Origin of the sequence: Streptomyces sp. CY-1 (assembly GCF_047218265.1) — a bacterium.
GTDB classification, from domain to species: Bacteria; Actinomycetota; Actinomycetes; order Streptomycetales; family Streptomycetaceae; genus Streptomyces; species Streptomyces niphimycinicus.
Map to the genome: position 1 here is coordinate 743,578 of NZ_CP178393.1, position 19,333 is coordinate 762,910.

The following is a 19,333-nucleotide window of genomic DNA, read 5'->3' on the forward strand; positions in this document are numbered from 1 at the left end:
CACCGAGCCGGATGGCCGTACGCCATGTCCTCCGGGGCGGCGCGCAGACCGTCCCCGGGTTCGCGCGGCCGCTCGACGACGGCGATTGAAGAAGGTGGCGAGGTACCCGCGGTGAGGTCAGGCGCCCGACGCGATCTGCGACCTCGGCGGCCCGTCCGGGAGCTCATCCACCGGCCGACCTTCGGTTGGCCGCGTCGCGGCACGGCCCGGCAGTCTGGTGGCCGGCAGCGCACCGGCCGCGGCCACAGCCGCGAGGGCCGTCAGCGCCGGTCCCATCGCCGAGAGGAAGACGTCGGGCGCCCAGCCCGGCCCGTCGCCTGGCCGCCGTCCGGTGGCGCCGCCCGGCCCGGCCACGCTCATCAGCGTGGTCGCGGCCGCGACCCCCAGCACGGGGCCGATGTTCATGGCGGTCTGCTGGAGCCCGCCCGCCACCCCGGCGGTGTCCACGGACGCGTGGCGCACGAGGACGGTGGTCGCGGTGACCATCACGGTGGCGAATCCCGCGCCCAGCACGAGAAAGCATCCACCGATCGCCGCGGCGCCCGAGCCCCGGCCGAGAAAGGACATCAGCAGCACACCGGCCGCCACCAGAACCATCCCCGCGACCGAAGTCCGGCGGGGCCCCTGACGGCGCATCAGCATCGCCGCCACCGGCGCGCCCAGCACCATCATCACCGCCAGCGGAAGCGCCCTGAGCCCGCTGGCGAGCGGATCCAGCGCGAGCACGTCCTGGAGATAGTAGGTGCCGAGGAAGAGCGTCCCGAAGAGGGTGGCCGACGCGGACACCAGCACGCCGAGCGCCGGGCCGACGGTGGCCGACCGCAGCAGTCCCGGCGGCAGCAGCGGATGTTCCGTACGGCGCTCATGCCATACGAAGACGCCTCCGGCCACCACGGCGCCCGTCGGCCCGAGCGCGGTCGCCGCCGTCCAGCCGGTTCCGGGGACGCCGACGAGCGTATGCACCAGCCCGGCCAGCGCCACCGCGAGCAGAGCGGCACCGGGCAGATCGAGCCGCGGCCGGGCGGTCTCACGGGGCGCGGCCGGGGCCCGTGCGGCGAGCGCCACCAGGCCCAGGGCAACGGCGGGCACGACATTGAGGAAGAACACCGACCGCCAGCCCAGATGGGTGGTCAGCGCCCCGCCGATCAGGGGGCCCGCCGCGGCCGCGAGGCCGATGGCGCCGGTGCGCACCGCGAGGGGCCTGCCGAGCCGGTCGGGCGGATACGCGGCGCGCAGCATTCCGAGGGTGGCGGGTTGCAGCAGCGCCCCGAAGACCCCCTGGGCGATCCGCAGTCCGATCACCCAGCCGATACCGCCAGCGAGTCCGATGCCCGCCGAGGCGGCGCCGAAGCCCAGCATCCCGATGGCGAAGACGCGCCGATGCCCGTAGCGGTCGCCGAGGCGGCCCGCGAACACCAGCAGACTCGCCACGGCGATCAGATATCCGGTGCTGGTCCACTGGACCTGGGCGAACGTGGCATGGAGGTCCCGCTGTAGACGGGGCTGGGCGACGGTCAGCACGGTGCCGTCCAGGGCGACGATCACGGCCCCGGTGACGCTGCCGACGAGGGTGAGGCGTCGTGCCCGCGGGGCGCTCATCGGGCCTCCGGGCCGAGGTGTGCGTCGAGCGCGGCACGCAGCAGCGGCTCGGCGTCGTCCACTCCCACCGCGAGCTGAAGGCTGCCCCAGCCCCACAGTTGGGCGATGCCGTGCAGATTCGCCCACAGCGCGCCCGCGACGATCCGTGGCTCCGCGCCGGACTCCGGCCGCACCCTGGCCACCAGGTCGACGAGGGTGGCGAAGAGCGGCAGGCTCGTCTCCCGCAGACCGAGCTGATTGCTCTCCAGGAGATCGTGGCGGAACATCAGCTCGAACATGCCGCGGTTGGTCAGCGCGAAGTCGAGACAGCTCCGCGCCAGGGCCGTCAACTGCCCGCGTGGATCGCCCTCATGAGCGGCGATGGCCTCACCGGCCTGGTCCGCCAGGCTCTCGAAGCCGCGGCGCGCGATGGCCGACAGCAGGGTCAGATGTGTGGGGAAGTAGCGCCGCGGCGCACCGTGGGACACCCCTGCCCGACGGGCGATCTCCCGCAGCGAAAGGGCCTGTACCCCCTCCGCCGCCACCAGTGCCACTCCGACGTCCACCAATCGGGATCGGAGACCCGAGTCCTGCTCCTGCCCATGCTCATCCATAGACACTGTCTACCAGAGAGGAGTAGACAGTGTCTACGCGTTCAGAATGACGAAGGAATGACCAACCCAGAGACTCACGGGACCTGCTAAGCACCCAAAAAGGGGCACGCTTGTTCATGGATGTGAATATCATTCTGCGGTAAAGAACTGTCCGTGAGCCTTGACGGTCCATTTGGTCCGGTCCAATGTGCGTGGTGCGCCATGAGCACGCCACTCCTCTACCGGTTCAGGAAGGAAGTCAACGACCATGGCAGAACCCCTGGTTCCCCGCTCGTTAAGCCGCCGCCGGGTCCTCGGCTCGATGGCCGCGGCCGCCGTCGGAACGCCGATCGCCCTTGGGCAACTGACCTCGGGGGCCACCCCCGCCTCCGCCGCCTCCCGGGCCGCGGCCGCGCAGTTGCTCTGGCACCCGAACCCGTCCAGCGCCGGGCTCAAGGCGTTCGAGGGCATCGAGGCCGACCGTGGCAACGCACACCCCGACCGGGACTATGTGGTCGTCGAGGGCGGTGACCACTACCGCTTCAACATCTGGAAGGACGACCGGGACACCACGGGTGGCGGCGACCGCCAGCGCACCGAGTCCAAGGGCATGGTGCAGGACGGCACCACCCTGAAGATGCGCGACGGTGAGACATGGACCATCAGCTACGAGATGTTCATGCCCACCTCGTTGCACGGCACCAGCAAGTTCACGCACATCTTCCAGACGAAGACCCCGGCGGACAACGGCGGTCCGTACATCACCCTGGACCTGGGCCGCAGCGGCAGCACGGAAACGCTGCGGGCCCGTGCGTACGCCAACTCCGGCTCACCGGACATCGCCTCGACCAATCTGTCCCCGCTGCGCAACAAGTGGATCACCATCGAGTGGACGCTCACCATCGGCTCGAACGGCAAGGCGGCCTTCGTGGCCCGCAACGGCACCGGGTCCGGCGCCCCGGTCGCGGTCCAGGGCAGCATGTCCAATGTGAAGGTGCCGGACCAGGACGACTACCAGCGGCCCAAGTGGGGCATCTACCGCTCGGTCGAGAGCGCCTCGTCGGACATCCTCGACACCTATCTGCTGTTCCGGAACTTCCAGGCGTCCAAGGCATAGCCCGCGGCGGTGACGCGGGGCCGGTGGCGTCCCGGCCCCGCGTCACCGGCCATCGGATACCTCGGACGCGCCGGACACCGGCAGATGGCGTGCCACGGAGGCGTTGAGGCGCTTCAGGAACTCCGTCAGCCGGGCGAGGTCCTCGTCCGGCCAGTCCGCGACGGCCTCGCCCAGCAGCCGGGTCCGCCGCTCGGCCGCCAGCGCGATATGGCGGCGCCCGGCGTCGGTCAGCTCCACCCTCCGTATCCGCCGGTCCACGGTGTCCCGCACCCGGGTCACCAGCCCTGCCGCCGTCAGCCGGTCGACGACGCGCACGGCGCGGGCCCGGTCGGTCAGCAGCAGGGCGGCGATGTCGGACACCGCGGGGCCGGGCGGGGAGCTGGCCTCGACGAAGCGCAGCACCCGGTAGCCGGTCGGGGTGACATCCCCGGGCAGCCCGCTCAGGAAGCGCTCCCGTACCAGCGGTCCGTACAGCCCGAACCGGGCGTGCCGCAGCTCCCGCAGCACCGCGTCCAGCCCGCGCAGCTCTTCGTCCCGATCGTTCACAGGGACCAGCGTGCTGTGCCGCCACCGCCGGTGGCAACGCGCATCCGCCACCGTCCACCGAGATGGTTGTCCGGGTTCGCCGTCCGGTCGTCCGGCGGTAGCCCGCCGTGCCGTGGTGTTCACGGCGCCACGGTGTCGGTCGGCGGTGGGCGCATGGGAGCTTCGCCCCATGACGACGACACCGAAGACCACGGGCACCACACCGCCGGAGTCCCGGGTGAGCCGCCGGGGGCTGCTGGGCGCGGCCGGGGCGGCGGCGGCCGGTGCGGGCACCTTGATGTCCCAGCAGGAGGCGGTGGCGGCCTCGCCGGTGCTGTGGACCCGGCCGGAGGGGTCCGGGATGCCACCGGTGAGCGGGCTGCACCTCCAGTTCGGGTCCGACGCCGCCCGGGAGGTCGTGGTGTCCTGGCAGACGCCGGTCCCGGTGAGACGGCCACGTGTCAGGTTCGGCACCCCGGCCCATGGCATGGGCACCGAGGTCACCGCGCGGACCACCTCCTACCAGGACGCCAAATCCCAGCAGCGCATCCATGTCCATCACGCCCGGCTGAGCCGGCTGCGCCCCGGCACCGGCTATGTCTACGCCGCCGTGCACGACGGGGCGACGCCGGAGGCGGGGTCGTTCCGCACCGGGCCCAGTGGCCGGGCGCCGTTCACCTTCACCAGCTTCGGCGACCAGGGCACGCCCACGGTGGGCAAGCTGAACGGCCCCAAGCCGCCGAAGATCACCGAGAAGCTCACCTATCTCAACGACAACCTCGGCTCGCCGTACGCCAATGACGTGACCACCGCCGTCGAACGGGTCGCGCCGTTGTTCCATCTCATCAACGGCGATCTGTGCTACGCCAATCTGTCCGAGGACCGGCTGCGCACCTGGTCGGACTGGTTCGATATGACCAGCCGGTCCTCGCGGTTCAGGCCGTGGATGCCCGCGGCCGGCAACCACGAGAACGAGCTGGGCAACGGGCCGATCGGGTTCGCCGCCTACCAGGCGTACTTCTCGCTGCCCGGCAACGGAGGCGACGCCGAGACCCAGGGGCTGTGGTACGCCTTCACCGTCGGCTCGGTGCGCGTCGTGAGCCTGGCCAATGACGACGTGGCCTACCAGGACGCCGGGAACACCTATGTGCGGGGCTATTCCGGCGGGGCCCAGCGGCGCTGGCTGGAGGCCGAGCTCGCACGGGCCCGGGCCGACCGGGACATCGACTGGATCGTGGTCGTCATGCACCAGGTGGTCGTCTCCACGGCCGACCACCCGGGCAACGGCGCCGACCTCGGCATCCGGCAGGAGTGGCTGCCGCTCTTCGACACCTACGGCGTCGACCTGGTCGTCTGCGGCCATGAACACCACTACGAGCGCTCCCACCCGATCCGCGGCCGGGAGCCCAACGACACGATGACGCCGACCCCCGCCGCCACCCGCACCGATCTGGTGGACACCACCGGGGGCACCGTCCATATGGTCATCGGTGGCGGTGGCACCTCGGTCCCGTCGATGGACGTCCTGTTCGACACCCCGCGATGCAATGTCATCACCGGTGTCGGAGCCACCGGTGCGAATGGCCATAAGACCCCGGTCTATGTGACCGAGGCGGCCCCGTGGTCGGCGGTACGCGACCGGGTGAACCCGTACGGCTTCGCCGCGTTCTCCGTCGACCCCGGCACCGAACCGGGCGGCCTCACCACGATGTCGGTGACCTATTACGCGGTCACCGGTCTCTACGGCCGTATCGAACCCGTGGACACCTTCACGCTCCGGCGGACCCGCGGCGACGGCGAGCGGCGCCGATGAGGGCATGAGGTGATCCGTACCGGGAACGACGAGCTCGCCGACGTGGTCCATGGGAAGCTCACCCGGTCCGGCCCAGGGCATCAGCGGGGCAGCCCGCCCGGGTCGGTGGCCCAGGTGGTGTCGCGCCGGTCGGCCAGGTCGAAGGCGAGCGAACCGCCCCGGCGCAGGAACGAGCCGTCGAGCCATGAGGTGGCGTGCGGTGTGCCGTTCACCCGCACCGCGCGCACATAGAGATGGGTGTCGGAGGCGTCCGGGGCGCCGATGGTCAGGGCACGCCGCTGCCCCGCCGGGGCGATCACCGCGCGGGGGAAGAGCGGTCCGGTGAGCAGTGCCTCGGCGCGCCCCGGGGCCTGGGGATAGATGCCGAGCGCCGCGAACACGTACCACGCGGACATGGTGCCCAGGTCGTCGTTGCCGGGCAGCCCCTTCGGCCCGGTTCCGTACACGGTGGCGACGATCTGGCGCACCGTCTCCTGGGTCTTCCAGGGCTGCCCGAGCGCGTTGTAGAGCCAGGGGGCGTGGATGCCCGGTTCGTTGGTGGGGTCGTAGCGGAGCGGGTCGCCGCCGCGGACCGACCAGGAGCCGTCGGGCCGGTGGAAGAAGCCGTCCAGCCGGGCCGCCGCGCGCTCGCGTCCGCCCATGGCCTCGGCGAGCCCTTGTACGTCCTGCGGCACCATCCAGGTGTAGGTGGCCGCACTGCCCTGGGCGAATCCCCGGTCGGACGCCGGGTCGAAGGGGGTCACCCAGGAGCCGTCCCGGTTTCTGGCCTGGATGTAGCCCGCCGTGCCGGTGGCCCCGGGGTTGAACACATGCCGCCAGTAGCCGCCGCGCGCGCCCAGCTCATCGGCCTCCTTCTGCCGGCCGAGCAGCCGGGCCCAGCGGGCGAGCGCGTCATCGGCCACGGAGTCCTCCAGGGTCTCCGCGGCGCCGCCCCAGCAGTGGCAGGCGTCCTGCGCCGCGTAGCCCGAGTCCAGGTACTGGGCGAGGTTCGGGCGCTGGCCCTCGCACTGTCCCGGGCAGCCCTTGTCGGAGAGCCCGTCGGGGTGCGGGACGGTGGCCTGGCGGTAGAGGGAGTCGAAGGCGCCCTTGGCGTCGAAGTTCCGTACCCCCATGGCGTAGAAGGTGGCGAGCGTGGCGGCGGAGGGGTCGCCCGTCATCACATGGGTGGCGCCGCTGATGTGCACCCAGCGGTCCCACACCCCGCCGTTCTGCCGGGCGAAGTTGAACAGCGACTGGGCGAAGTCCCCGGCCACCCGGGGCTGGAGCAGGGCGAGCAGTTGCACCTGGGCGCGGTACTGGTCCCAGCCGGAGAAGTTGCTGTACTGCGCCGTCTGCCCGCGCTCGAGGCGGTGCGGTGTGCCGTCCATGCCCGGGTAGCGGCCGTCGGTGTCGCTGATCAGGTTGGGCTGCTGGAGCGCGTGGTAGAGGGCGGTGTAGAACGCGGTGCGGCGCGGTTCGCTGCCGCCGCTGATCCGGATGGCGCGCAGCCTGCGGTCCCAGGCGGCCCGACCGGCCGCCGCCACATCGGCGACGCTCGCCCGGGGCGCTATCTCGGCGCGGAGGTTGGCCTCGGCGCCCGCGAGGGAGACGTACGAGATGCCGAGCCGCATCCGGACATCGTCGTCCCGCGTGGTGTCGAAGCCGACGTATCCGCCGGAGCCACGTCCGGCCCGGTCGGCGCCGGTGAGATAGCCCTCACCGCCGTCGGCGGTGGTGGCGCCGGGTGAGAGCCGGTCGTTCTCCCAGGTGCCCACGGTGGAGAAGGCGCGGTCGAACGAGGCGCTGAAGTGGAGGCGGTAGTAGGTCTTGCGGTTGTTCTCCCCGCCGTTGGCGCGCCGTCCGCAGAACGCGCCGGTCAGCACCCAGCCGGTGACCTTGCGCCGCTCGGGGTCGATCTCGATATGCGCGTTCTCGCTGCCGTTGAGGGAGTTGGAGGTGCGGAACAGCAGTCGGGCCGGGGCGTCCTCGGGGAAGGAGAAGTCGGCCACACCGGCCCGCTCGCTCACCGCGAGATCGGCGGCCGCGCCCGAGTCGAGCCCCACCCGGTAGCGGCCGGGCTCGGCCTTCTCCTTCTCGTGCGAGAAGCCGGCGGCGTACTTCTGGTCCTTGGTGTCGGCGGTGGGCGAGCTGTCGACCTCGCCGACGAACGGCATGATCGGCACATCGCCCGCGGCTCCGGGGTGGCAGCCCGCGCCGTTGACATGGGTGAGGCTGAAGCCCCGGACCCGGGTGGTGTCGTACGAATAGCCGTTGGCCGCCGCGGTGTTGGTCTGGTCGCCCGCGGTGCTGGTCGGCGACCAGGCGATCATGCCGAACGGCAGATTGGCGCCCGGGTAGGTGTTGCCGCCGCCTGCCGAGCCGATCAGCGGGTCCACGTAGTCGACGGGGTGACGTACCTCGTCGGCCCGTGGCGCAGCGCTCGCCGCGGGTGCCTCGACGAGCGGGGCGAGCAGCGCGCCGATCGCCACCGCCACTCCCCCGCCGGCCAGCGCCGACCGGCGCCCGAGTCTGTTTCGCCGTGCTCTGTGCGTCTCCATCGGGGATCACGCCCTTCCGTGTGTGGGTGTGAACCTAGGGGCGCATGGTGACGGTGGAGTGAACCGGACGGCGGCGATGGGCGGATGGGATCGGGACCGGTCCCCGGGACCCGGGTCTACGGTTCCCGCCATGCGGATCACATGGAGACTCGTCCTCGGCTTTCTCGCCGTCTCGGTCCTCGCACTCCTGGCCGCCCTGGCGAGTCCGTCGTGGCCCCGGGAGCGGGGCGCGGACGGCGGCTCGGACGCCGGCGCTCGGGCGGGGGCGCCCGCCACCGTGCGGGGGGCCGCGCCCTGCACTCTGCACGCCACCACCCCACGGGAGGCGGCGCGCCGGGCGAGGCCGGGCGACACCGTCTGCTTCGACGGCGATCTGTCCCGGCAGCGGCTGGTCATCACCAGGGGCGGCAGCCGGGAGCATCCGGTCATCTACGCCGGGGGCGGGGACGCCGTGGACGGCATCACCATCGGGGCCGACGATGTGATCGTCGAGGGGTTCCGGTCCGTCCGCCCGGAGGCGCCCGGGATCGAGCTGACCGGCCACCGCGTCACCGTGCGGAACAACACCGTGATCGGCCCGCGGGGCGGGGACGGCGACGGTATCCGGTTCTTCGGCGACGACCTGACCATCGCGCACAACACCGTCCGCGGCACCGACAACAGCCATGGCCGGCATGCCGACTGCATGCAGACCTTCGCCGGCGACACCCCGCCCAGCCATCGTGTGCGGATCGAGGGCAACCGCTGCGAGCAGGTGGACAACATGTGCCTGATGGCCGAGGGCCCGAACGACGGCGAGGGCGACGGCCGGGGTACCACCTCCGACTTCACCATCAGGGGCAACCACTGCGAGACGCTGCGCGCCTCGCAGGCCCTGATGTTCGAGGACGTGCAGAACGCCACCATCACCGGCAATGTCTTCGCCGCCCCCACCGACCACGCCATCGGCCTCGCCTACCACTCGACCGGCGCCCGGGTCGACGGCAACACCCTCCACTCCGGTATCCGCTACGAGGTGGGCATCGACGATTCGTCCAGGCCGGGTTACCGGGGCCCCGAGCCGGGCGGACTGCCGTAGGAACCTCTGGGAGGAGGGGCCGCGGGGAGCGGGGGCGCGGGGTTCTCCCGCTCCCCGCGGTGAGCGGGGGACCCGGTCAGGCGTCGCCCGCGGCGCCGCGTGCCGCCGCCAGATCGGCCACCAGGCGCTCCTCCACCGGGACTCCGGGGTCGGAGTACTGCCCCGACAGACACACCGGGCCCGTATAGCCGAGCTCCGCCAACTGGCCGAGCGCGGCCGACCAGTCGGCCAGTCCGTCGGGGCCCGGCACGAACCAGGGTTTCCAGTGCCCGCCGACGGCCCCGGCGGCCGGTTCGGTGCGCACATGGATGACGTTCTTGAGGTTGACGATGCCCAGCCGCTCGGCGACCAGGGGCAGGGTGACCCGTGGATCGTCGCCCGCCAGCACGTCGTGGGCGGCGTCCCAGATCACCCGGAAGTGCTGGACCGGCAGGCCGTCGAGAAGGTCCATCACCCCGAGCGCGGAGGACACATAGCGCCCGTGGTGCGGCTGCACCCCGACCTGGACGCCGTACCGCTCCGCGAGGGGCGCCGCGTCCTCCAGCCGCTTCCGTACGCGGCGGACCGAGGCGGCATAGCCGTCGAGGCCCAGCTCGGCCATGATCCGGATCATCGGCACCCCCGCCTCCCGGCAGGCCGCGAAGACGGGTTCGCGGAGATCGCCGGCCACGCTGATCACCTCGACGCCGTCGGCCCGCAGCCGCGCGGTGAACTCGGGCAGCAGCCGTCCGGCTTCGGCCGGGGTGACGTAGGCGGTGTCCCGGACCGGGATCTCGGCGCCGGTGAAACCGAGGCCGGACACCAGCGGGCCCAGGGTTTCGCCGGGCAGTGCGGACCACGGTTTGGTGAAGACGGACCAGAGAAATGTCATGGTGTCAGCGGCCTCCGAGCCCGCTCATGGTGATGCCTTTGACGAACCAGCGCTGGGTGAGGAAGAAGAGCACGATGAGCGGCACGGTGGTGATGGCGGCCGCCATCAGCAGCAGATTCCACTGGGTTCCATTGGTGGACTGGAACACCTGGAGGCCGACCGCCGCCGTCCTCGTGGAGTCGCTGTTGGATATCACCAGCGGCCAGAGCAGGTTGTTCCACTGGCTGATGAACTTGAACACCGCCAGGGTGGCGATGGCCGGGACGGCCAGCGGGATGATGATCCGGATGAAGGTCTGCCAGCGGTTCGCCCCATCCAGGCGGGCGGCCTCCTCGTAGTCGCGGGGGACGCCCAGGAAGAACTGGCGGAGCAGGAAGACCCCGAGCGCGGTGAAGGCGTGCGGCAGGATCATCCCGGGCCAGGTGTCCACCCCGTGCATCTTCGCCACCAGGATGAACTGCGGGATCAGCGTGACCTGCGAGGGGATCATCAAGGTGGTCAGATACACGCCGAACAGCACACCGCGGCCACGGAAGCGGAGCCGGGCGAAGGCGTACGCGGCCAGCGCCGCGGTGGCCGTCTCCAGAAGCGCCGTACCACCGGCGAAGAAGATGGTGTTCAGCAGATAGCGGCCCAGGGGGACGAGGTCGAAGGCGCGGCCGATGTTCTCCGGATGCCAACTGCCAGGCCACAGCGACGGCCGTGCCGCCATCGACTCGGTGTCGGACTGGAAGGCCACCAGCACCATCATCACGATGGGGGTGAGGGTGACCGCGGTGACCAGGAAGCAGGTGAACAACAGCAGCCGCCGGGCCGCCACGGGCGAGCGGCGCAGCGCCGCGAGCGCGGGAACGTCAGAGGTCATAGTGCACCAGCCTCCGCTGGAGCAGGAACTGCGCCGCGGTGATGACCACGATGAACGCGAACAGCACCATCGATTGCGCGGCCGCGTAACCCTGCTCGTAGTTCTCGAATCCGGTCCGGTAGATGTACATCACGAGCGTGGTGGTGCTGGTTCCCGGTCCGCCGTCGGTCATCACCAGGGCCTGGTCGAAGACCTGGAAGGAGCCGATGATCGAGGTGACGACGGTGAAGAACACCGAGGGCGACAGCAGGGGCAGTGTCACTTCGCGAAAGGTCCGCCAGGGCGAGGCCCCGTCCACCTTGGCGGCCTCGTAGAGCTGTTGCGGAATGGCCTGGAGCCCGGCGAGGAAGATCACCATGCCGAAGCCGAAGCTCTTCCAGACACTCATCACGATCAGGGCGGGCATGGCCCAGTCGTCCGAGATCAGCCAGGCCGGTCCGTCGATGCCGAAGACGCCGAGCACCGCGTTGATCAGCCCGTCGTGCGGGATGTAGAGCCACACCCAGACGAAGGCCACCGCCACGGTGATCGTCGCGTACGGCAGCAGAAGCAGCGACCGGAACACCGCCATGCGCCGTAGCCCCTGGTTGAGCAGCAGCGCCAGTCCCAGGCTGACCAGCAGTGTCAGCGGCACACTGACGAAGGTGAAGTACGCGGTGTTGCCGAGCGCCGACCAGAAGGTGTCGTCCGGTCCGAGCCGGGCGAAGTTGTCCAGTCCGATGAAGCGGGGCGGGCTGAACAGATTCCAGTCCAGCAGCGAGATCACCCCGGCGGCGATGACCGGTCCGGCGGTGAAGACCAGGAATCCGGCCAGGCTCGGCAGGAGGAACAGCCAGGCGGCGAGCGTCTCCGAGCCGTGCCGCCGGGACCGGCGGCCACGCAGCGGGCCACGTGGTGTTCGAAGCGGGGCCGCGGTCGCCGCGGTGCGGGTGGGGACAGCCATCGTGATCCTCCCTCAGGTGGCCTGGCGGACGGCGTCCCGGTGCTGGCGCATCAGGGCGTTCAGCCGTGGCATGACACCGTCGATCGCGTCGCCGGCGCTCTTTTGGCCGAGGAAGGCCCGGGGCAGGTCCTGGGCCAGCAGCAGCCGGACGCGGTTCCAGTTGGTGGTGACGTCGAAGGGATGGCCACCGGCGACCTCGCCCTTGAGGATCCGCTGGACGATGCCAAGGTTGGCGGGCGGCGGTTCGAAGGCGCTCGCGGCCGAGAGCCGCGCCGGGTTGTTGCGCCCGGCCCGTGCGTAGATGTCCAGCGCCCCCGTACTGGTGAGGGTCTTCAGCAGCCGCCACGCCAGGTCGAGATCGTCGCCTTTGACCCCCGAGGGGATGGCGAAGCTGGAGCCCGACACCCGTGGCTTGCTTCCCGCCGGGCCCGCGGGGAAGGGGGCGATGTCCCATTCGAAGGACGCCTTGCGGACGTTGAGCACCTGCCAGGGGCCGTTCTGCATAAAGGCCACGTTGCCCTGGAGGAAGTTGGCGAGGGAGGCGCCGGAGGCGTTCTGGGTGACCAGGTTGTCGATCGGCGGGGTTGCCCGGTCCTTGGTGAACAGGTCGACGACGTAGTGGATGGCCTGCATTGCCTCGGGGGCGTCCAGGGGGCTGGTGTCACGGTCCCCGTCGACGACATTGCCACCGGCGCAGTAGATCCAGGACACCAGGTCGTCGATGGTCGGCGAGCAGGTGAAGCCGTATTGGTCCTTCGGCTTGCTCAGCTCGATGGCCAGGTGCCGGAAGGTGTCCCAGCTCATGGGCTCGGTCGGGGACGGCGGATCGACGCCGTTCCGCTCCAGCAGTGTCTTGTTGTAGTAGAGCACGGTCGGCGCCACATCGAAGCCGATGGCGTAGGTGCGGCCGGCGAACGAGGAGATGGACCGGATGGCGGGGTAGAAGTCGTCGAGGTCGAAGTCGGGGTCCGCGGCGATGAGATCGTCGAGTGGCCGGTGCGCGCCGCGTGAGGCGTAGGTGGGGATCAGCCAGCCGTTCAGGGCGGTGACCATGCTCGCCGTTCCGCTGACGAGCTGAAGGTCGAGCTTGGTGGGATAGCCGTCGGAGGGGGTGAGCGTCGAGGCCGATCTGATGTGCATCCGCCGCTCGACGTAATGTCCGAAGTCGGCCCAGACCCGCTGCTCCTCGGGACTGCTGGACCACATGGACCAGGTGGCCGTGCCCGGTGGCGGGCCGGAGGAGCAGCCGCTGAGGGCTCCCGTGGCGGCGAGCCCGCCGAGGGCCGCACCCTTGAGCAGGGCACGCCGGGAAAAGCTGGAAGACATCGTCGTCTCCTCGCTGCTGGTTCGGGGTGCGGCCGGGTTCGGAGAACGGCCCCGGGTTCAGAGAAAGGACAGGTCCAGGGCTTCGGCGCGGATGCGTTCCTCGTCGACCTCGACGCCGAGGCCGGGTCCGGAGGGGACGGTGGCGGTGGCCGCGACGATGTCCAGGTTCGCCACGTAGAGATCGGTCAGCAGCTCCGGTCCGTTCAGCTCGGCGGGCAGGGCCAGTTCCAGTTGGCTGAAGAGGTGCAGTGCGGCCGCGAAGCCGATACCGCAGTCGGTCAGCCCACTGGCCAGCACCTCCAGTCCGCCCGCCAGCGCGACCTGGGCGGTCTTCAGGGCGTTGCGCAGTCCACCGGACTTGCAGATCTTGACGACCACCAGATCGGCGGCGTCCAGGCGCAGCGTGCGGGCCAGGTCCTGGGCGGTGAAGCTGCCCTCGTCGATGGCGACCGGCAGGCCGATCAGTTCCCGCACCCGGCGCAGGGCGAGGGTGTCGGTGCCCGGCACGGGCTGTTCCACGCAGTGGAGGTGCGGCACCTCGCGTACCGCGGCCATGAGCCGGGTCAGGGCGGTCGGCCGGTAGGACTGATTGGCGTCCAGCCACAGGGGTTTGCCCGCGGCGACCTCCGCGACCGCGGTGATGGCCGCGGTGTCCGCGACGGGGTCGCCACCGATCTTCACCTTGTAGGCGGTGTAGTCCGAGGACTGGAGGGCGTGCTCGCGGACGGCGGAGGGCTCGCCCACGCCGATGGCCGAGCAGAGCGGAACCGTGTCCCGGAGCTTGCCGCCCAGCAGGGCGTGGACGGGCAGCCCGGCCAGTTTGCCGGCCGCGTCGTGGAGGGCGATGTCCACCGCGGCCCGGGCGAACGGAAAGCCGTTGGACACCGCGGGGCTCAGTCGGCGGCTCGCCCGGGCGTGGAACAACTCCACGTCGAACGGGGTGAGTTCGAGCAGGATGGGGGCCAGATGGCGCTTGATGACCACGGCGATCGTCTCGGCGGTCTCATAGCTCCAGCTCGGCAGGGCCCGCTGTTCGCCCCAGCCGACGACCCCGTCCTCGGTGGTCAGCTTGACGAAGACGACCGCTCCCGCCTGATCGGGGGTGCCGACGGCGCCGCTGCCCAGCACGAACCGCCGGGCGAACGGCACGGCCACGGGGAAGACCTCGACCGCCGTGATTCGCGACATGGTGAGTGACTCCTGTCCAAAAGGTCGATGACGCGGACGGCCGGGTACGGAGTGCGGACGTGACCGAAGCGGTGGCCCAGGCGGTGGCCCAGGCCGTGGCTCAGGCGGCGATGGGCCAGGCGGTGGGGTCGACGTAACTGGGACCGCGGACACCCTTGTCCAGCCAGTCGGCGACATCCGCCAGCACATAGCCGGCCAGCGCCAGATGGCCGTCCACGGTGTCCCCGGCGATATGCGGGGTGAGCAGCAGATTGGGGCAGCTCAGCACGGACTCGCCGAGGTGCGGCGGCTCGGGGTCGAAGACGTCCAGCGCGGCGAACAGCCGCCCCACCAGCACCTGTTCGAGCAGTGCGCCCTGGTCGAGGGCCGGCCCCCGAGCGGAGTTGACGACCACGGCGTGGTCGGGGATCCGCTCGATGAGCCGGGCGCTCACCAGGCCACGGGTCTCGGCGACATCCGGCACATGCACGGAGACGAACGGGCAGCCCAGCGCCTCCTCGAGAGTGGCGGTCCGTACCCCCAGCGCGGCGGCCCGCTCCTCGTCCAGATACGGGTCGTACACCACCACCTCGCAGCCGAACGGCCGGAGCAGGGTGATCAGGGCGCGGGCCGTGGAGCTCGCGCCGAGGACGCCCACCCGGTGGCCGGTGAGTTCACCGCCCCGGAAACCGCTCTGCTTCCAGCCCCCGGCCCGTATCGCGGTGTCGAACAGCGGCAGCCGGCGGGCCAGGGTGAGCATCGCCGCCAGGCAGTACTCCCCCACGGACCAGGCGATCCGCCCGGCGGCCGAGAAGACCGTGACGCCCTGGTCGAGCACCTCGCGGTCGATGAGCTTCTTCACCGTCCCGGCGGCGTGTGCCACCACCCGGGGGCCACCGCCGCCGGACCAGATCGCCCGGTCCAGACGGGGCGTGCCCCAACTGGTCAGCAGTACGTCGCTGCCGGCGGCGAGCCGGGCCACCCCGTCCGCGGTCAGCGGCTCATCGGCCCAGGTCACTTCGTAGCGTTTCTCGATCAGCTCCCGGGCCTCGGCGCTGATCACATCGGCGGCACGCTGGGGGGTCATGGCGACGGCGAGTCTGGACAACCTGGCTCCTCGGACGGGATCGGCGCGGATCTGCCCTGGCGGTCGTCATGACCGTAGAGGCGGGCCGCCATGCCCGTCCAAGCCCACTTTCGCATCGCCCCATACCCTGAGGGTATGAACCTCTCCCTTCAGCAGCTCCGCGGCTTCGTCGCGGTGGCGGAGGAGCAGCACTTCGGCCGCGCCGCCGCGCGCCTCAACATGACCCAGCCCCCGCTGACCCGTCAGATCCAGGCCCTGGAACGCGCCCTGGACGTCGTCCTGTTCGAGCGCACCGGGCGAGGGGCCCGGATCACCGCCGCGGGCCAGGTCTTCCTCGACCACTGCCATCGGGTCCTGGCCCTGCTGGACGCCGCGCCGACCGCCACCCGCCGGGCCGCCGACGGCCGCACCGGCACCCTGCGGCTCGCCTTCACCGCGATCGGCGCGTACGCCATCCTGGCCGATGTCCTGGACCTGGTGAACCGGCATCTCCCCGACGTCACCGTCGAGTTGACCGAACTGGTCAGCCCCGACCAGTTCGCCGCCCTCTCGGAGCTGCGCATCGACCTGGGTCTGGTGCGGCCGCCCATCCCCGAGGGGTACGCCTCGCTGCTGGTCCACTCCGAGGATCTGGTGCTCGCGGTCCCCGCAGGCCACCCGCTGGCCCACCTCGGCGACGGTACCCCCGTCGCCCTGACGGACGTGGCGGATGGCTATATCGGGTACAGCCCCGAGGGTTCCCGCTATCTGCATGACATCTGCGCCGCCATGATCGGGGTGGACCGCTACGCCGTCAGCCAGTTGACCTCCCAGGTCCCCACCATGCTCGCCCTGGTCCGCGCGGGTCTCGGCTGCGCCCTGATACCCCGTTCGATCATGACCATGGGCGTCCATGGCGTCCGCTACCGCGAACTGGCCCCCGCCGATGCCCACTCCGTCACCCTCCACGCCTGCTGGAGCCCCGACAGCCCGAACCCGGCGCTCCAGCGGCTGGTGGACGTCCTCACCCGGGAGCGCCTGGGGAGCGGCGCCGTGACGCATGAGACCGGAGGTGGCTGTGAGATAGGCCATACGCCGCCGAAGTAACGGCTCAAAGACGTATAAACAACCGCTGCGCCATTGAGCACAGACCCTTCGCGGTCCGTATTCGCCGGTGCAAGCACGGGCAGACACTGCTCTGCACAACGACCGGCGTCCCCGCCAGGAGGCTCTATGCGATCCCGGTACTTCGTGACAGGTACCTCCCTCCTCATAGGTTCCGTGGTGGTCACCCTCGGCGTGATCATGTCGCCCGCCCTGACGGGTGTGCAGCAGGAGAACCAGACGAACCTGGCGAAGACGAACTCGACGCAGTACGGACCGCTCACCGGGGCCGACAAGGAGTTCGTGGTCAAGGTCCGGCTCGCCGGGCTGTGGGAGTACCCCGTCGGTGAGCTGGCCCTGAAGAAGGGCACCACGGCGCCGGTGAAGACGGCCGGTGAGCATCTGATCGTGGGGCATGCGCAACTGGACGACGCCGCGCGGGACATCGCACCCAAACTCGGCATCACCCTGCCCAACAAGCCCACCCCGCAGCAGCAGGGGTTCCTGGACACCCTCACGGCCGCCACGGGCAAGAACTTCGACAGCGAGATGGCCCAGATCCTGCGCATCACCCACGGCCAGATCTTCAGCTCCATCGCCAAGATCCGCGCGACCAGCAAGAACACCCTGGTGCGTCAGCTCGCCACCCAGGCCAACAACACGGTGTTGGACCACATCACGCAGATGGAGAACACCGGGATGGTCGACTACGAGCGGCTTCCCGCGCAGATCACCGAGACTCCGACCCAGGGCCCGGACTTCACCAAGCCGGTGATGCCCAAGCCCGGGGAGCCGATGGTGGTCCTGAAGAAGCCGGCCTCGCTCGAGGGCAAGGGCGAACCGCCCACACCGTCCCCGCCCGCCCCGGTCGACGACGCGCCGGGCTCCTCGGCCTCCCCGGCCACTCCGGGCGCCACCTCCTCCCCCTCCGCGCCCGCCGTTCGGTAACGCACCGTCAGGACAGCGCAGACAAGCCGGGTGAAACGCGGGCGGTTTCCGCCACATCGGTACCGTCAAATCTCGCCACTCTGTGCGGCACAGGGGTGCGAAACGGCCCTGGGAAAGCCTTGCGGGCACTCCTGTCGGGCACCGCGCCGCGTTCCGGCTCCCCGCGAATGCGTACTCGACCATCGCACGACCGTCTACTGACCCATCCACCACGCCTGCAATAGGACGGTGGAATATGCGCCCGCCCGTCTGTGGCCCGGTGGCCCCGAAGCGGCTATGAATCCGTTCAGAGGGCCGGTGACCGGGCCCGGTGTGGTGCCCGGCAGGGCCGCCGAGGCATACGGGGCCCATGGGACGGCGGACCCTACTACACGCCACCCACCATTTCCGAGCATTACCGGATTTAACCCCCAACTGCTGAACCCTGCGTAACCTCTCCGTCACTGGCGAAGCGCCCCGGTGGGCGCCCGCCACGGGCGACGCAGGAAAGGGGAGGCCGCATGCCCGGAATCGACGAGTGCTTGCTGGAAGCGATGACCGTGAACGGCGCGCGCGGAGCCGCCGTGATCGAGTGGACCAGCGGACTCGCGCTCGGCATGGTCGGCGAGGTCCGCGACGAGGACCCCGAGGCCACGGCGGCGGAGACGGCGGAGCTGGCCCGGATGGCCGCCGAGCAGCGGGCGTTCGCCGCACTGGGCCCCGGCGGCGCGAAGGGCGGCTCGGACAGCGGCGCCGGGAGCGGCCCCGACGCGGACGATACGGACGGGGAGCCCGCCGTCGAGGACATCATCGTCACCACCCGCACCTGCTACCACCTGCTGCGCTTCGTCGACACGGCCTTCGACAGCGGCGTCTTCTTCTATCTCTGGCTCGACCGCCGGGAGGGGAATCTGGCGCTCGCCCGGATGCGGCTGCGCGATATGTGCGGGCGGCTGGCACTGATATGAGCATGCCTCGCAGGGCCGGTGGGCGAGACGGCCACGCGCCCAGCCTCACCGGGCTCGCCGCCGAGCGGGCCAGCGGCGCGCTGCTGTGCGACGCGGGCACCGTCTATCTCCGGGACGGCGAGGTGGTGCACGCCGAAAGCCCCGTGGCCCCCGGAATCGAGGTGCTGCTCACCACCGGTGGACGGCTGACCGCCGACAACTGGCGGGAGGCGGTGGGCCGGACGGGCCCGGACGGCGGGGTCGGGCGGTTCCTCGTCGACAGCGGCCGGCTGTCGGACGCGGAGCTGGAGATCTGCCATCTGGGCGCGCTGTTCGACGCGGCGTACTTCGCCCTCGGGCACGGCAGCGGCCCGCGCGGCTTCCAGCGGGGCGCGGCCCACTGGCTCGGACCGGTGCGCGCGGTGGGCGCGGTCGCCGTCGAGCGCGAGACCCGGCGCCGCGGCAAGCTGCTGGACTCCCTGTGGCCGTATCCGCGGGTGGACATCGAGCCGGTGGTGCTCCGCCGCCCCGATGGCCGCGCCCCGGCCGTGACCCCCCGTCAGCGCGCGTTGCTGGCGCTGGCCGACGGGGTGCGCACCCCCGCCCGGATCGCGCGGGAGCTGGGCCGCCCCGCCTTCCACACGCTGATCGACATACGGCGGCTGGCGGCGGCGGGCCATGTCGCCACGCCGCGGCCCGACGATCCGGAACATCCCGGCCGCCCCTATCCGTCCGCCCGGTCCGGCGCCTCCGCGCCGCCCGCTGCGGACCGCGGTCCCGCCGCGGCCGTCTTCACCGATCCCGATATCGACCTGCTGCGCCGGCTCCGCGACGCCTTGGAGGCAACCCTGTGATTCCCCCGACCGACCCGCCCGC

17 protein-coding genes are annotated in these 19,333 nt (G+C 71.1%); 7 read left to right on the forward strand and 10 right to left on the reverse strand.

The features are described 5' to 3' along the window. Positions 1-117: 117 nt before the first annotated feature. On the reverse strand, positions 118-1,599 hold the full coding sequence (locus tag ACK1X7_RS03440) for an MFS transporter (protein ID WP_385146549.1): 1,482 nt from the start codon (positions 1,597-1,599) through the stop codon (positions 118-120). After that, the gene (locus tag ACK1X7_RS03445; protein WP_385146551.1) at positions 1,596-2,192 is read right to left on the reverse strand and encodes a TetR/AcrR family transcriptional regulator; all 597 of its coding nucleotides are present in this window, start codon (positions 2,190-2,192) and stop codon (positions 1,596-1,598) included. Before ACK1X7_RS03445 ends, ACK1X7_RS03440 begins: the two co-directional genes overlap by 4 nt. Positions 2,193-2,439: 247 nt before the next feature. On the opposite strand from ACK1X7_RS03445, the gene ACK1X7_RS03450 reads away from it, so the two are divergent. Then, on the forward strand, positions 2,440-3,288 hold the full coding sequence (locus tag ACK1X7_RS03450) for a hypothetical protein (protein WP_385146553.1): 849 nt from the start codon (positions 2,440-2,442) through the stop codon (positions 3,286-3,288). 42 nt (positions 3,289-3,330) lie between these two features. On the opposite strand, the gene ACK1X7_RS03455 is transcribed toward ACK1X7_RS03450, so the two are convergent. Then, positions 3,331-3,834: a MarR family winged helix-turn-helix transcriptional regulator gene (locus ACK1X7_RS03455; protein ID WP_390794551.1), complete on the reverse strand. Its 504-nt coding sequence runs from the start codon at positions 3,832-3,834 to the stop codon at positions 3,331-3,333. Positions 3,835-4,003: 169 nt separating this feature from the next. On the opposite strand from ACK1X7_RS03455, the gene ACK1X7_RS03460 reads away from it, so the two are divergent. Next, complete coding sequence (locus tag ACK1X7_RS03460; RefSeq protein ID WP_385157867.1) at positions 4,004-5,626, forward strand: purple acid phosphatase family protein; 1,623 nt, start codon at positions 4,004-4,006, stop codon at positions 5,624-5,626. A gap of 80 nt (positions 5,627-5,706) precedes the next feature. Here ACK1X7_RS03460 and ACK1X7_RS03465 read toward each other — a convergent pair whose 3' ends face one another. After that, the gene (locus tag ACK1X7_RS03465) at positions 5,707-8,163 is read right to left on the reverse strand and encodes a GH92 family glycosyl hydrolase (protein ID WP_413114610.1); all 2,457 of its coding nucleotides are present in this window, start codon (positions 8,161-8,163) and stop codon (positions 5,707-5,709) included. 130 nt (positions 8,164-8,293) lie between these two features. Here ACK1X7_RS03465 and ACK1X7_RS03470 point away from each other — a divergent pair, with 130 nt between their 5' ends. Next, positions 8,294-9,241 (forward strand): right-handed parallel beta-helix repeat-containing protein, encoded by a 948-nt coding sequence (locus ACK1X7_RS03470; protein WP_398160396.1) that lies wholly within the window; start codon positions 8,294-8,296, stop codon positions 9,239-9,241. Between the two features lie 76 nt (positions 9,242-9,317). On the opposite strand, the gene ACK1X7_RS03475 is transcribed toward ACK1X7_RS03470, so the two are convergent. The 6 genes from ACK1X7_RS03475 to ACK1X7_RS03500 form a co-directional block, all read right to left on the reverse strand. After that, positions 9,318-10,112 carry a sugar phosphate isomerase/epimerase family protein gene (locus tag ACK1X7_RS03475; RefSeq protein ID WP_390794554.1) on the reverse strand — a complete coding sequence of 265 codons (795 nt, stop codon included), beginning with the start codon at positions 10,110-10,112 and terminating at the stop codon, positions 9,318-9,320. A gap of 4 nt (positions 10,113-10,116) precedes the next feature. After that, complete coding sequence (locus ACK1X7_RS03480) at positions 10,117-10,977, reverse strand: carbohydrate ABC transporter permease (protein WP_390794555.1); 861 nt, start codon at positions 10,975-10,977, stop codon at positions 10,117-10,119. Then, complete coding sequence (locus tag ACK1X7_RS03485) at positions 10,967-11,920, reverse strand: carbohydrate ABC transporter permease (protein WP_385147101.1); 954 nt, start codon at positions 11,918-11,920, stop codon at positions 10,967-10,969. Before ACK1X7_RS03485 ends, ACK1X7_RS03480 begins: the two co-directional genes overlap by 11 nt. Positions 11,921-11,932: 12 nt before the next feature. Further along, positions 11,933-13,246, reverse strand: a complete 1,314-nt coding sequence (locus ACK1X7_RS03490) for an ABC transporter substrate-binding protein (RefSeq protein WP_385147104.1) — start codon at positions 13,244-13,246, stop codon at positions 11,933-11,935. Between the two features lie 57 nt (positions 13,247-13,303). Continuing rightward, positions 13,304-14,434: a mandelate racemase/muconate lactonizing enzyme family protein gene (locus tag ACK1X7_RS03495; protein ID WP_361506503.1), complete on the reverse strand. Its 1,131-nt coding sequence runs from the start codon at positions 14,432-14,434 to the stop codon at positions 13,304-13,306. A gap of 100 nt (positions 14,435-14,534) precedes the next feature. Next, positions 14,535-15,521, reverse strand: coding sequence for a hydroxyacid dehydrogenase (locus ACK1X7_RS03500; RefSeq protein ID WP_413114611.1), 987 nt, complete (start codon positions 15,519-15,521; stop codon positions 14,535-14,537). 114 nt (positions 15,522-15,635) lie between these two features. Between ACK1X7_RS03500 and ACK1X7_RS03505 the strand changes: the two genes are divergently transcribed. The 4 genes from ACK1X7_RS03505 to ACK1X7_RS03520 all read left to right on the forward strand — a co-directional run bounded on the left by ACK1X7_RS03505 (position 15,636) and on the right by ACK1X7_RS03520 (position 19,311). After that, on the forward strand, positions 15,636-16,586 hold the full coding sequence (locus tag ACK1X7_RS03505; RefSeq protein ID WP_413114612.1) for a LysR substrate-binding domain-containing protein: 951 nt from the start codon (positions 15,636-15,638) through the stop codon (positions 16,584-16,586). Between the two features lie 126 nt (positions 16,587-16,712). Beyond that, on the forward strand, positions 16,713-17,531 hold the full coding sequence (locus tag ACK1X7_RS03510) for a DUF4142 domain-containing protein (RefSeq protein WP_216341368.1): 819 nt from the start codon (positions 16,713-16,715) through the stop codon (positions 17,529-17,531). A gap of 500 nt (positions 17,532-18,031) precedes the next feature. Next, entirely contained in the window at positions 18,032-18,478 is a 447-nt protein-coding gene (locus tag ACK1X7_RS03515; RefSeq protein ID WP_383149326.1) for a hypothetical protein, read from the forward strand. Next, entirely contained in the window at positions 18,475-19,311 is an 837-nt protein-coding gene (locus ACK1X7_RS03520) for a transcriptional regulator (RefSeq protein WP_385147113.1), read from the forward strand. The genes ACK1X7_RS03515 and ACK1X7_RS03520 overlap by 4 nt, the downstream gene beginning before the upstream one ends. Positions 19,312-19,333: the final 22 nt, after the last annotated feature.